Origin of the sequence: Brevibacillus sp. IT-7CA2 (genome assembly GCF_949767855.1) — a bacterium.
Lineage (GTDB): Bacteria > Bacillota > Bacilli > Brevibacillales > Brevibacillaceae > Brevibacillus.
Genome location: NZ_CATKQT010000013.1, coordinates 1 through 13,231, shown reverse-complemented (window position 1 = coordinate 13,231; position 13,231 = coordinate 1). Strand labels below are relative to the sequence as shown.

Annotated in this window: 13 protein-coding genes; 2 read left to right on the top strand and 11 right to left on the bottom strand. The window is 48.5% G+C overall.

Translation table 11 applies throughout. From position 1 onward, the window contains the following. Positions 1 to 30 precede the first annotated feature (30 nt). Positions 31 to 1,026: an ABC transporter permease gene (locus tag ACM6JA_RS10875; protein WP_414852321.1), complete on the bottom strand. Its 996-nt coding sequence runs from the start codon at positions 1,024 to 1,026 to the stop codon at positions 31 to 33. After that, positions 992 to 1,951: an ABC transporter ATP-binding protein gene (locus ACM6JA_RS10870; protein ID WP_414852320.1), complete on the bottom strand. Its 960-nt coding sequence runs from the start codon at positions 1,949 to 1,951 to the stop codon at positions 992 to 994. The genes ACM6JA_RS10875 and ACM6JA_RS10870 overlap by 35 nt, the downstream gene beginning before the upstream one ends. 129 nt (positions 1,952 to 2,080) lie before the next feature. On the opposite strand from ACM6JA_RS10870, the gene ACM6JA_RS10865 reads away from it, so the two are divergent. Next, positions 2,081 to 2,869 carry a GDSL-type esterase/lipase family protein gene (locus tag ACM6JA_RS10865; RefSeq protein WP_414852319.1) on the top strand — a complete coding sequence of 263 codons (789 nt, stop codon included), beginning with the start codon at positions 2,081 to 2,083 and terminating at the stop codon, positions 2,867 to 2,869. Here ACM6JA_RS10865 and ACM6JA_RS10860 read toward each other — a convergent pair. The 9 genes from ACM6JA_RS10860 to ACM6JA_RS10820 form a co-directional block, all read right to left on the bottom strand. Next, positions 2,861 to 4,096, bottom strand: coding sequence for an MDR family MFS transporter (locus tag ACM6JA_RS10860; protein WP_414852318.1), 1,236 nt, complete (start codon positions 4,094 to 4,096; stop codon positions 2,861 to 2,863). The genes ACM6JA_RS10865 and ACM6JA_RS10860 overlap by 9 nt on opposite strands. 229 nt (positions 4,097 to 4,325) lie before the next feature. Continuing rightward, on the bottom strand, positions 4,326 to 5,174 hold the full coding sequence (locus ACM6JA_RS10855) for a YtnP family quorum-quenching lactonase (RefSeq protein WP_414852317.1): 849 nt from the start codon (positions 5,172 to 5,174) through the stop codon (positions 4,326 to 4,328). An 81-nt stretch (positions 5,175 to 5,255) separates the two neighbouring features. Then, entirely contained in the window at positions 5,256 to 5,552 is a 297-nt protein-coding gene (locus ACM6JA_RS10850) for a hypothetical protein (protein WP_414852369.1), read from the bottom strand. 165 nt (positions 5,553 to 5,717) lie between these two features. After that, the gene (locus ACM6JA_RS10845; protein WP_414852316.1) at positions 5,718 to 7,721 is read right to left on the bottom strand and encodes an FAD-dependent oxidoreductase; all 2,004 of its coding nucleotides are present in this window, start codon (positions 7,719 to 7,721) and stop codon (positions 5,718 to 5,720) included. A 146-nt stretch (positions 7,722 to 7,867) separates the two neighbouring features. Next, a complete protein-coding gene (locus tag ACM6JA_RS10840) occupies positions 7,868 to 8,338 on the bottom strand; it encodes a hypothetical protein (RefSeq protein ID WP_414852315.1) in 471 nt (156 codons plus the stop codon). Positions 8,339 to 8,413: 75 nt separating this feature from the next. Next, entirely contained in the window at positions 8,414 to 8,728 is a 315-nt protein-coding gene (locus ACM6JA_RS10835) for a hypothetical protein (RefSeq protein WP_007717017.1), read from the bottom strand. Positions 8,729 to 8,903: 175 nt separating this feature from the next. After that, a complete protein-coding gene (locus tag ACM6JA_RS10830) occupies positions 8,904 to 10,364 on the bottom strand; it encodes an LCP family protein (RefSeq protein WP_414852314.1) in 1,461 nt (486 codons plus the stop codon). A 229-nt stretch (positions 10,365 to 10,593) separates the two neighbouring features. Further along, entirely contained in the window at positions 10,594 to 10,731 is a 138-nt protein-coding gene (locus tag ACM6JA_RS10825) for a hypothetical protein (protein WP_007717021.1), read from the bottom strand. Between the two features lie 57 nt (positions 10,732 to 10,788). Continuing rightward, entirely contained in the window at positions 10,789 to 11,742 is a 954-nt protein-coding gene (locus ACM6JA_RS10820; protein ID WP_414852313.1) for a carbohydrate kinase family protein, read from the bottom strand. 228 nt (positions 11,743 to 11,970) lie between these two features. Between ACM6JA_RS10820 and ACM6JA_RS10815 the strand changes: the two genes are divergently transcribed. Next, complete coding sequence (locus tag ACM6JA_RS10815; RefSeq protein WP_414852312.1) at positions 11,971 to 13,188, top strand: MFS transporter; 1,218 nt, start codon at positions 11,971 to 11,973, stop codon at positions 13,186 to 13,188. Positions 13,189 to 13,231 lie beyond the last annotated feature (43 nt).

Here is a 13,231-nt window from a genome sequence, read left to right as displayed (position 1 = left end):
CATGTAATAAAGTAACGAAAAAATGTCAAATTAGGATGTGACATCCCTACGGATAAAGGTCGCGTACGCAATGATCAGCGCTACGATCGCCCATACACTCAACACGGTCAACGAGAACGGCAACGTCATCCCCTTAATCGGAGGTAGTGTTCCATTGAGGTAATCCGTAAGCTGCAAATTTACCACGAACAAGTATTTGGACGATTCCCAAGAGGATGCCATCTGCGTCAGGATTGTTCCGCTGATTAGCGCTGCCATCATAATCCCCATCCCCGCAGCAGCACTCCGAACCAAAACAGAGACCATAAGTGTTACCGTTGCAACCACGACACAGACGAACCAGCCTAGCCCGTACTGCATCAGCAAAAATTGCCACTGTGGCAGCATGAAAGCGCCAGATGTCTCGAGCTCTCCTCCCGCTACTTCAAAGCCAGTCAAAATGGGCAGGTCCCAACCTGAATAGCCAAACACGACCCCAGAGAGCAAATAAGCAAGAATCAGTGTCGTGAGAACCGTGAGAGAGGTAAACAGCAACAGGGTGATGTATTTGCTGGTCAGTACCTTCCAACGCCGTACGGGTCGCGTTAATAGCAGCTTGACCGTCCCCTCGCTAAACTCAGAAGATACGAGGTCAACCGCAAGTACGACGATTATCATGGGTAAAAACATCGAAATGGCTTGGTCCATAAAACCACGGGCGAATGTAGGTCCACCCGGTGCCATCGGGTTAATGTCGTGATCCAAATAATATTGCTGCTGTGCGATCCTGACCTTGATAAAATCCCGCCACTCTTCAGGAAGACGGCTTGATGCCAGCCTGTTTTGCATATCGACGATTTGTTGGGTTAATAGTGGTCGCCAGTCGGTCGTCCCCATTCGTTCTTGTGCAGTGACAACCGAACGATACTGCGCGTACGTAAAAATCGGGATGAGAATCGCCAAGATCAGCACAACGACGAGAAAACGGCGACGACGCAGCAATTTTATGGTTTCATTCTGTACGAGCCCCACCATGCTCTGCTCCATGACTTCCCCCTCCTCCCGTCAATGTAAGGAACAGGTCTTCCAGTGTAACCGTCTTCGTTGCAATCCCCATCACAGGTATGCCGCCATTGACCAACGCTTGGTTAGCCTCGCTCACTTTTTCTATATCCATGCGTGTTTTCAGGCGCTCTTCACTGACCACCCACACATCTGTCACTGCTGGTAGTTTTCGCAGGACTTCCTCGGCCTTTTGTATATGGGAAGACGGGATTGTCCAATCGACCTGATCAGCAAACTGTTCCATCAGTTCTTTGACTAATCCAACCGAAATGACCTTCCCTTGACTGATAATCGCCACCCGGTCGCACATCATCTCGATTTCACTGAGAAGATGACTCGAAATGAAGACAGCGAGTCCTTCTTCCTCAGCAAGCTTGCGAATAAACTGGCGCAATTCACGAATTCCCGCCGGGTCCAAACCGTTCGTCGGTTCGTCCAGAATCAATATTTTCGGCCGGTGCAAAAGTGCCTGCGCGATCCCCAGTCGCTGCCTCATTCCGAGCGAGTACGTTTTTACCTTATCATCAATCGCCCGCTCCAAATCAACGAAGCGAACGATTTCCTTAATTCGCTCAGGAGTAATACCGCCGCTCATTCTCGCAAACTGCTCCAGATTCTCTCTGCCCGTCAAAAACTTGTACAGCTCCGGGTTTTCGACGATACAACCAACCTGCGCAATCGCTTGCGGAAACTGTTCCTGAAGGGAAATGCCTCCGATGCGAATATCTCCCCCATCCGCTTTTGCCAATCCAACGAGCATGCGGATCGTCGTGGTTTTGCCTGCGCCATTCGGCCCGAGAAATCCAAATACCTCTCCGGCGAAAACGTCAAACGTAATATCATGAATGATCGGCTTTTTGCCAATCGCTTTTTGCAATCCTTTTACTGAGAGGACCGTTTCGGCCAATGTGCGCCCTCCTATCTGGGTCACGCCTCATCAACTGACGATGGCGTTCTGTTTATGGTACACTGTCATAAGATGTCCATCCACATTATACCATGACCATACACTTTAAAACGAATAGGAGGATACCCGATGCGCACATCCGGCCAATTTCTTTGGCGCACGGCAGGTCTCTTGTCTTTACTCTCATTTCTCTTATTTGCGACAGGGTTTGTCCTCGCGATGAATCCGCAGCAGTTGGCACCGTCCACAGCAACCCCACCTGCGCAAAAAGAGCAGCCACCCTCTCCTTTACCAGAAAAGGGTGTTCACAAAGTAGTCGCACTAGGGGATTCCCTCACGCGCGGTGCCGGAGACGCAAACGGCCAAGGCTATGTCGGACTCGTTCGCCAAGCATTGGAGAAAAAATCTGGCCAGTCTATTACGTTCACAAACCTCGCGATTAATGGACAGGAATCATCTGAGCTGCTCAAACAAATGTCCCAGGAGCAAGTGAAGAAGCTGCTCGCTGAAGCCGATCTGATTCTTTTTACCATCGGCGGCAATGACTTGTTCAGGCAGACAGGCGGGCTGTATACCATTGAAAAAGAAAAAGTGACCACAGCTCTTAATCAGCTTGCGGTCAACTATGAAGAGATTCTCAAACAGATTCGCAGCGTCAACAAGACGGCGACGATCGTATATACTTCCCTGTATAATCCTTTTGGCAATACCGAAGCAGCCGTCGACACCATTGGGCCCGTGCTCGACTGGAACAATCAGGCGTCCCAAATCGCCTCACGGTACCCGCAGGTACTCGTGGTGCCGACCTACGACTTGTTCTTACGTAAAGAACAAAACTACTTGTATACAGACCACTTTCACCCGAATTCTGATGGCTATAAACGGATGGCGGATCGTATCTTGCAAGCGTTAGAGTGATTCAATCCTCGCCTCATTCAAGGTCTTCCCACGGGTTGCCTCAAAGGCGCGAGCACCCGCCCATTGGAAGGCACTGCTCATCATCGAGGTAGCTGCTACCACCAAGAACAAGGTCGTACCTCCGTAGTGTGCCAACAGCAATCCGCCCATCCACGGACCGATGAACTGGCCGAGGTTGCTGAAGCTTTTCGCACCGTAATAGCTGCCTCGCATACTCTCTGGGGCCATTCGGTCGATGAGGACGTCCCCTGCGGTAAACGTAAGGATTTCGCCAATCGTGAAAAATACCATCGCCACAATGAATATCAGCCATGAATTGGCAAAGGCATAACCCACGTCACCAACCGCATACATGGCGTTTCCCACCAAAATTGCGGTGAGAGGCGTCTTTTTTTCTGCCCAAGTCGTCAACGGAAGCTGCATCACAACGACGACAATCGCATTGACTGTCATCAGGATGGCAAACAGCTCAGTTCCATTCACGACCGTCATTTCTGCGAATTTGGCCAGCGTAGAAGACATCTGCGAGTAGCCAATCGCTCCTAAAACACCGGCGAGCATGTACAAGCGAAACGCCTTGTCCTTCACGACTACGCTGAATGCACGGCTGAATGTAACGACTTCTTTCTTTTGGCCTTCAATTTGTTTAATGCCGAACTTGTTCAATAACCCTTGCAAGCTAATCACATAGATAAGATAAATCAGTGCAGTCATCAGGAATGGTAGGGCTACTGAGCTTTTCGCCAGCACTACCCCTGCGATAGGCCCAACTGCTACCCCCACGTTAATTGCCATGTAGCGAATACCGAACACACGAAGCCGCTTCTCTTGCGGCGTTACATCTGCCATCAGTGCCTGTGAAACGGGTTCGTAGAAGGATCGACAGAGTCCCCCTGCTATATTGAGCAAAAGCAGAATCCACGGGTCTTTACTAAGCGCAAACCCGACGAACACGAAAGTCCATACATACAACGCCCCTAGCATGACTCGCCTGCGCCCGATCCTGTCTGACCATGCCCCCGCAATAAAGCCTCCGATTGTACCCGCGAGCGGTCCTGCTCCAATTGTCAACCCGATCATTGCCAAGCTCATATCTGTTTGATTGGACAAGTATAAAAACAAAAACGGCATGCTCATCGAGCTGGCGGCCCGGACGAACACGGTCCCGACGACTAATGACCAGACGATCGGGTGAAACTCCTGCAAACGCATCTTGATCCAGCTCATTTTCTCTCTCTCCTCACCACTGTTATGCTTTTCCCTCGCTGCCAGAACAGATGCTCTGTGATGTTCCCATTGTAGAGAGGCAATGGTCGTTCGTCAATGAGCATTCAAAATTTTTTGATTATGAAACATTTCTATGAGAGTAATCAAAATTTCGATAGGGTTGGACACAGTAACCCTAGACAACGCAAAAGACCGCCAGAAAACGCTGACGGTCTTAGCCTATCGCTTTTTACAAAACAACTTCTATACGATCAACCATTTCTCCCTGCTCGTTCCATTTCACCGCACGGTAAACGCTATCGTGGTAAAACGTGAACCAAGCTCCTTGCTTGATCCCGTTGTTGATCCATTCTTCTTTTGCATAGATGGATGTCATCGGATAGTCGTCGTAGGCCATCACCCATAATGGATTTTGATGAGCGTGTGTAGGCATGATGTCCGCTAGATGCAAAAGCAGCTGCCCCTCTGTCTCCATCCGGACGATAGCATGTCCCTGGCTGTGACCGCCTGTATGATGAAGCGTGATTCCTGGCACAACTTCGTGCGAAGCTCCGTACGTCTTCACCTGATTCTCAATCGGACGCCAGTTTTCTTCCCAATATGTATTCTTCGAGCGAACATTTGGCTCTCTCATCTCCGCCCATTCCTGCTCCTGCACGTAGATGACAGCTTGTGAAAACGTAGAGACAAGTTGTCCATCACGAAGAGAGACAAGTCCGTTGGCATGATCGTAGTGCATATGCGTCATGATGACGATATCAATATCGGCAGGAGTCAACCCTTTTGCTGCGAGGGAATCCACCACTTGAGACTCTTCTTCCAAGCCAAAATTGCGCTTCTGTTTTTCCGTTAGCCGATCATTTCCCATACCCGATTCAATCAAAATATGCTTGCCATGAGCTTTTACCAGGATCGGGTCAGCACGCAAAGGGATTTGATTGAGATCATTCGATGGGTATCGTTTGCTCCAAAGTGGCTTGGGCACCACACCAAACATTGCGCCCCCATCCAGCTTCGTGAGTCCACCTCTCAGCCAAGACAATTGAAACTGACCTATCTGCCATTCGTTCCCTACCATGATCCTGTCGCCTCCTCGATTGCTCGGATTGATGATTGATGATTGAAGATCGAAAGCGAAAAGCACCCCGTTCAGGGTGCCTTACAGCTTTTCTGATACACTTACAGTTCTAGTCGCCGGGGCGATTTCTAACAGGAGATCACTCGATACTGCCTGCACAGTGACATCTGAATCACTTCGTCTATGATGAAGCACGAGTTGCGCTACCTTTTCATTCTCTCGGTAAACGCTGATTAATGTCTGTAATGGATTGGCACTCCCGCCTGCGATCATCTTAAACCCCGGGGCTATCGTAAACGTCCATCCCTCCACCTCTATTAGCGGTGCTAACGAGTACAGGAAGTAACGTTTCCCTAAGAGAATGCCATTATGGTTCATCAAGGCGAGAGCCCCCAATCAAATGAATTTGAACAGTATAACTTCATTTTGCAAGAATTAGCGGAGGATGAAAAGCGATTCGACAAAACTTCTAAAAAGACGACATACTTTTCTTAATCATATCCGATTACCCTAGATTTCGAAATAGAAAATCTTTTCAGCGCCTTAAATCGCTCTCCCTACGGTCGCACCCTCCAAAATGGCTCGCTTGGCATCGAGCTCTCCCGCTTCTTTCGCCCCGCCTATGAGGTGCACAGGCAGCCGATCCAGCAATGCGTGGTATAGCGAATTGTTGGAGGTCGCTCCAGCCGCTACAATGACCGTATCAGCAGGTATCATGCGTTCCTCCCCGTTCTGAATGAAATACACCCCTTCTTCTGCAATCCGGCTGTATTCAATTTGTGTCAGCATCTCTACGCCACGTCGCTTCAGGTTGGCGAGAACTGCCCAGCGCGTCGTTTTACCCAAGCCCGATCCGACATGCTTCCCACGCCGCAGCATGCTGATTTTTCGTTTTCGCTGTTGCAATTGCTGTACAGCTCTTCCATCCAGAATCCGAAACTCCTGCAAGTATTCCGCTGCCTTCGGTGAAATCGTTTCGTCGTGCATCAGCAAATGGGACAAATCACATGCGATTCCCCCCGCTCCGACGATGACTACCTGTCTACCGACCTTGCCACGCTTTTCAAATACCGCATCATATCCCTTCACATGTCCGAGCTCCACACCTGGAATCTCTGGACGCCGAGGAATGACTCCCGTTGCGACCACAACTTCTGCAAAGCCTTCTTCGATCAGGGCCTCTGCCTCTGCCAGTGTTCCCAGCCTGATTTCGACACCAAGACGTGCAAGTTCTGTCCGATAATAGCGAAGTGTTTCATTAAATTCCTCTTTACCTGGCACCTGTCTGGCGTAGTTTAATTGTCCACCGATCTGTTTTTTGGCCTCCATGATGACCACCTGATGCCCTCGTTCTGCCAGTACACGAGCTGCCTCCAAGCCGGCAGGCCCCGCACCGATTACAGCCACCTTCTTGCAGTTTTCCGCCGGAACCAACTGCCACTCTGCTTCTCTGCCCACGAGAGGATTGACCAGACAGGAGGCTACCTTCCCATCAAAAATATGGTCGAGACAGGCTTGATTGCAAGCAATACATGTGTTTACTTCATCAAAGCGTCCTTCTTTACTTTTTTGAACGATATACGGGTCCGCTAAAAATGGACGAGCCATTGAAACCATATCACTGCATTCTTCATACAAAATCTTTTCTGCCTGGCGCATGTCGTTAATTCGATTGCTGGCGATAACTGGGATGTTCACGACCTGCTTGACTTGCTGCGCCACCCATACATATGCTCCACGCGGCACCATCATGCCAATCGTCGGTACTTGTGATTCATGCCAGCCAATTCCGATATTGAGAGCATCAGCTCCTGCCTCCTCCAGCATTTTGGCAAATTGCAATGTCTCTTCCATCGTCGTACTATCTGGCATCAAGTCCAATCCCGACATCCGATAGATGATCGGATAATCCGGTCCCACTGCTTGTCGGACACGGTTAGCCACCTCAATACCAAAATGGGCTCTACGTAAAAAGTCCCCACCCCACTCATCTTCTCGCTTATTGGTCACAGGGGACAAAAATTGATTGATCAAGTATCCTTCCGAACCCATAATTTCTACGGCATCAAAGCCAGCTTTTTTAGCACGGACGGCGCCATCAGCAAAGCATTGGATCGTTGCTTCGATCTCCTCTACGCTTAACTCTCTCGGCTTCCAACGGTTAATCGGCGCCTGCAATGGCGATGGCGCTACCGGGTCTAATCCTGTTGCTTCCTTGTACGCATAACGGCCAGCATGGAACAGCTGCAACGCAATTCTCCCATTGACTTGATGAACCTCTTTCGTGATTAGTCGCAATTTCTCGATATCCTCGTCTTGGTATACATTGCAATACTCGTCGCCCATGCCGCCTTCTAGATGTACGGCAGCCCCTCCTGTCACGATCAGACCTGCCTCTCCATTGGCACGCTCTGCGTAAAAGGTAGCAAGCCGCGCTACACCATTCTGAAGCTTTTCAAATCCGACGTGCATGGACCCCATCATAATCCGATTTGGCAACGTCATCGAACCAATTTGAATCGGTTCCCATACTTTTGAAAGTTCCACGTTAAACGCCCCCTAACGAGTGAATGCTCATTCATTTTCATTATCTATACGATTCTCCCTCTTCTCCTCATATTCCTCCTTCCTCACCTTTTATGCAAAAAGCTCAGGACATTACGCCTGAGCTTTCCTTATGTACAGCCTATGTTTTATCTGCCGAGTTTGATGAGCATCCCCAAGTCTGTGGAAAATCTTTCGATGGTTTCTGTAAATGCGATTTCCTCAGCTTCTGTTCGCGGCATCTGCACGACAAAGTGATAATCCAGCACGACATGCGCTTCTGCCTGCTTGCCAGGCTCCACAAAGCGACGCTTTTCTGTCAGCGAGCACTCAGCTACCAAGCTTTTTGCTTGCGTCCATAATTGTTGGATCTCCTCATCTTGCAAGCTATAAGGATAGTCAATTTCCACCTCAATTTCACAGCTGTCCTCTTCCGCAAGCAAAAACAGATGGATAGAAGCCGTTGGTTGCTTCTCATCCTCCGCCTCGGAAAACGTGATCAGAACCTCTTGCCCTTCCGATTCTTCCAACAACGAATGCTCGGAGCGCAAGACGATATCCGAAATCATTCCATGCGTATGTAACTGTTGATTTAGTTTTTCCACCATAAATTGTAGCACGTACTTCTTTCCTCCTGTTTCACGATATCCTCTCGTAGCAGTATAGCACGAGTTCTACAGATGCGAAAAACCCCTTCACGAGGAAGGGGTCGGTGTATTGTTCATATTTTTTTGATTCATGAATTCTGACAGCCACGCACGACGTACTTCTTTGTTTGGACAGTAACCTAAAATGTAGCTTTCTCCGCGCATATATTTTTCCTTAATCCACTCTTTATGCTTGCGGAAAAAGGCATGCTGGAAATCAATCGGCATCTGCTGATATTCTTCCAAAGCTGAAGGGTTCTGGAGGAAAAAATCTTCATCGTACACAAACTCTTCGTTTTGTTGGCGGCTGATCAGGTACACAAAGGCAATCACCAGGAACAGGTTCACCAAGAAAATCGTCATAGAAATCCCTCCAGTCAGTAATAATTATCTGATTAATCTGTCTTATCAGCATATTATTATTGTACCATGAAATTGGTGTTTTCTAAACCTTTTCCATAAACGAATTTTTAAAAATTTTTAACGAATCGACAAATAAAAACACCCGCTCGTGATGAACGGGTGTTTTTCGTACTCGTTAAGAGTTCGTGTTCGAACCTCCTGTAGGAGGACCTGCATCCTGACTCGACGGTGGGATAATATCCGGCGGTGGAGTAGAGTTGTTTCCGTTATTACCTGCCGGTACATTCCCAGGAGATTGTGTTGCATCAGTCGCAGGCGTCTGTGCTCCCTGACCTTGATCTGTCGACTGGCCTTGCTCTTCTTGGTTTACGACATCAGGTGGCGGCATTGTGCCTTCATTTGCCGTACCGTCCTGATTGTCTGGTGAATCCGTCGGCTCTTGTTCTTTCGGAGCCGCCGTTTTTTGTTTCGCCGGTGTTGACGCAGCTGATTCTGTCGTTTTCTTTTTGACGCTCTTCTTGTTGCTTGTCGCTACCGCTTCACCGGAACCGAGTATCGGCGAATTATTGAGCGACGCTACGACGCTCTCACTCAATCCCATCTCTGATTGCAAGGAATCGCGAACAGTCTCAAGCTTTTCTTTTTCAAGATACGTGTATCCTCCCTGCCAATATGCCCCATTATCCAATGCACTGACCGTAGAGGAATTAAATCCTTTGAAATCGTAGGCCAAGCCTTTGATCTGATCCTTGGAAAGATCGGTATGTATATTCTTGGCACCTACGTCCATGACGTTAAATATCTTAGTCAGTCCTTCAAGAGAAGCTGTTTTGTCCACGACAGCCTTGATGACCTCTTGTTGGCGACGGTTACGGTCGAAGTCACTGGAGTAGTACTTCGTTCCACGGTTGTCATGACGATGTCGTACATAACCAAGTGCTTGCTCGCCATTCAATTTTTGAAGTCCTGGCTGGAGATCGATGTGTGTATCGTCAGTTGGATCATCGTATACCAGTCTGCGATCCACATTGACTTCCACACCACCTAATTCGTCAATGACCGCTTTGAAACCATCGAAGTCAATGGCTACAAAATGTTCAATCGGAATACCCAGTATTTCATTCAACGTTTTCTTCGTTAAGGAAATACCATCTTCGGTAACCGTCTGGTTGTTGCGCTCTGCTTGTCTGCGTTCTGCTTCACCATTGGCATAGACAGAATTGATCTTATGGTAGTCGCGATAGCCTGGGATCTTGACGCGTGTGTCCCGTGGAATTGATACCATGGTAACTTTCTTCGTCTTTGGGTTGGCAACTGCCACGATCATTACGTCTGTATTCATGGAACCTGTTTCAGGACGAGTATCAGAACCAAGCAATACGAACGACATTGGCTTATCCGAATAGTATACAGGATCGACATTTTGGGATACTGGCGAAGTAAATCCGCTGTTTGCAGGGCTCGTTACTTCCGTCAGAGTGTCTTCAATTTTCCAATAAATTGCTCCAGCCACACCGCCAACCAGCAGCAAGGTGATCAATGTGAAGGATACCACGAGTTTACGTATTTTTCGATTACGGCTCGGCTGTTTCTTTCGAGAAGCTGAAGCGCGTGTTTTCACAACAGTATCTGGCATATGAATCAGTCTCCTTGTTCGCGCACGCTTTTTGACAAAGTAAAGGGAGGCACGATTTTGAATTGTGCCACTCGACAATATGCACCACTTTTTTCTTCAGTTGGCAATACTCTGATTCAGGTATTGTATCATATCGTTGTCTGCATTTGTAGAAAAATGTTCCTTTAAACGAAAAGTCCCCCATCTTTTTGTCGATAAGGGGACTTTAGTTTCACATATAATTTTCAGCTTATTGCAAGCCTCGTGGTGCCTGACTAAACCCTTGTACAGGACCCTCAGGACGCTTGTTTTTGGAGCGGTGTGAATCTCCGCCCTGCCGAACATGGCTCTCTTGTTTACCGTTCACATCATTCGATTTCTTTTCCATGATATACACTCCTCCTCTGTACCAACTAACGGGTAGTGTACGTCAAGCTATGTATTTTCATTCTCTGTCGAGGATCTGTCTTTCTTTTGCGGCATAGTAATCTTTTCGTGCCAAAAGGGCATCGATATCGTATCGGTCATTTCCCTTTGTTCTCATCTCGGCAAGAGCAACGCCGAAAGCTGCTTGTTCTGTAAGGGACAACGCTTTGTTTTGCGCATAAATGATACCCGCGGCAAACGCATCTCCCGCGGACTCTCGAATCGGCATAATCGGTGCAGCAAGCCATTTTTCCTCATGTGCGCTGCACAGCCACAGCCCTGCTTCCCCACAAATGACCATGACCTGATGGATACCTTCTGCCACCAATTTTTTCGCGCATATTTCCACATCATTATAGGAATGAAGCGATTGGCCACCTAACACTTCCAGTTCATCAATGCTCGCGACAAGTATATGAACGCCTTCAAGCAACCCTTTCCATTTTTCTGCTTTTTTCACAGAAACAGGGTCTACGATGATCTTTTTGTCGAGTCTTCTGGCTTCCGCTAAAAATGCCCGCATAACCTCGACGGGAAGATTTGCATCCAGAAACAAGCCTGTGGCCTGAAGCAACCGCTTGAGGCCTTGCTGGACAATCTCCGCTGGCCACTCTTCATTTAGTTCCATATCTGCAACAGCCGTGTACAATTCACCATCACGATCACGAATAGCCAAGTAGCGCCCCGTCGATTTCCCTGCGATTCGCAACATGCCATGGGTAGCCACTCCACTATTTGCTGTGACCTGTCTTAACCACTCGCCGTCTGCATCTTCTCCCACCAGAGCAAACAACTGCACTTCTTCTCCTAGCCATCCGAGATTTTCCGCCACGTTTCGTGCTACGCCGCCTGCTGCTTGATGCACTTCACCCGGATTACTTGTTCCAGGTAACAGTCTGGCAGAAGTGACTCCCTGCACGTCAACATTGGCTCCTCCCACGCATAGCCAGTATTCTGTTATACCTTCCAGCATTCCAGCATTCCCCCTAGCCTTCTGCTCATGGTCTAGTCCATTGTGCTCCTCTCTTTTTCGACAGCATCTCCCCATTTACCTACCTTTTTAAAAACTTCCTGACAGATCAAATTCTTTATTTACGACCATCATATCGCCATCATTTATGGATGACGTCCTATAGAATCCGTGCTACATTGAAAAAAATGAAAAAGTAAGTTACGAAAGAAAGGTTGGGGATGAACTGACATGAGTGCCTCATCGACACCCATTCACTCTACACCCGCAGGGACTGCGGCACCGACTGTCTATCGCATGCTCTTTGCCATTAGCATTGCGCATCTGTTAAACGACAGCTTGCAAGCGGTCATCCCTGCATTGCTTCCTGTTGTAGAGAAGAATCTGGCATTAACGTTTACACAAGTCGGGATGATTTTACTCGTCATGAATCTTACCTCATCCGTTTTGCAACCATTCGTCGGTTACTTCTCCGATCGCAAATCGATCCCTTTATTGCCACCACTGGCTTTGATCGTATCGGGATTAGGGATGCTGGCACTCGCTTTCTCCGGCAGTTACTATTTCGTTCTCGTAGCAGTCGCCTGTGTTGGAATTGGTTCAGCCGTCTTCCACCCAGAAGCCTCACGCTTCGCCCACTTGGCATCCGGTCCTCGCAGAGGGCTAGGACAATCCATTTTTCAAGTTGGTGGAAATGCTGGGCAAGCACTCGCTCCCTTGATGACTATCCTGGTCTTTGCGAACCTGGGACAGACTGGGGCTGCCTGGTTTCTGCTTCCTGCGCTATTAGCTAGCGGCATCTTGCTCTATGTTGCTCTCTGGTATCGTGGACAACAGCGTTTGAAAAAGGCTACTGCCGCACCTGTCACGTATACGAACCGGAACAAGCGGCTGATTGCCCTCGGCCTCCTGATTGTCATCGTCAGTGTGCGTTCCTGGATGAATGCTGGCTACCAAAGCTTTTACCAGTTTTATTTGATGTATGTGAAAGATATGGATTACGCCAATGCACAGCTCGTCATTTTTGGTTTTCTTTTCGCAGGAGCGATTGGGACATTTTTTGGCGGACCGCTGTCTGACCGATTCGGAAAAAGGAACTTGCTCATCATTTCCACACTTGGTTCACTTCCACTGACATTGCTGACGCCTTACGTCTCAGGCTTTATGGCCTTTCCATTGCTGGTAATCAGTGGCTTTATCATGCTTTCCAGCTTCTCCGTCACAGTCGTATACGCGCAGGAGTTATTGCCTGGCAAAATCGGTACCGTATCCGGGCTGATTATCGGGCTTGCCTTTGGAATGGGAGGCATGGGCGCACTCGTATTCGGCTATCTCGCCGATCTCTACAGTCTGAGCTTTGTCATTCTGTTATGTTCGTTCCTCCCGTTGATCGGGTTTATGGGCTTTTTCCTGCCGAAAGACAAGACACTCCGCGAATGGGCCCACTAATCTATACCAAAGAAAAGGCAAAACAAAAAACCCGAGGACACGA

What these genes read in the sequence shown, in the direction of transcription:
- ACM6JA_RS10855 (WP_414852317.1), bottom strand. Translation starts at nt 5,174, where the DNA reads ATGGTAGGGAACGAATGGCAGATAGGTCAGTTTCAATTGTCTTGGCTG.
- ACM6JA_RS10815 (WP_414852312.1), top strand. Translation starts at nt 11,971, where the DNA reads ATGAGTGCCTCATCGACACCCATTCACTCTACACCCGCAGGGACTGCG.
- ACM6JA_RS10820 (WP_414852313.1), bottom strand. Translation starts at nt 11,742, where the DNA reads ATGCTGGAAGGTATAACAGAATACTGGCTATGCGTGGGAGGAGCCAAT.
- ACM6JA_RS10830 (WP_414852314.1), bottom strand. Translation starts at nt 10,364, where the DNA reads ATGCCAGATACTGTTGTGAAAACACGCGCTTCAGCTTCTCGAAAGAAA.
- ACM6JA_RS10860 (WP_414852318.1), bottom strand. Translation starts at nt 4,096, where the DNA reads ATGAGCTGGATCAAGATGCGTTTGCAGGAGTTTCACCCGATCGTCTGG.
- ACM6JA_RS10835 (WP_007717017.1), bottom strand. Translation starts at nt 8,728, where the DNA reads ATGACGATTTTCTTGGTGAACCTGTTCCTGGTGATTGCCTTTGTGTAC.
- ACM6JA_RS10825 (WP_007717021.1), bottom strand. Translation starts at nt 10,731, where the DNA reads ATGGAAAAGAAATCGAATGATGTGAACGGTAAACAAGAGAGCCATGTT.
- ACM6JA_RS10875 (WP_414852321.1), bottom strand. Translation starts at nt 1,026, where the DNA reads ATGGAGCAGAGCATGGTGGGGCTCGTACAGAATGAAACCATAAAATTG.
- ACM6JA_RS10865 (WP_414852319.1), top strand. Translation starts at nt 2,081, where the DNA reads ATGCGCACATCCGGCCAATTTCTTTGGCGCACGGCAGGTCTCTTGTCT.
- ACM6JA_RS10850 (WP_414852369.1), bottom strand. Translation starts at nt 5,552, where the DNA reads ATGAACCATAATGGCATTCTCTTAGGGAAACGTTACTTCCTGTACTCG.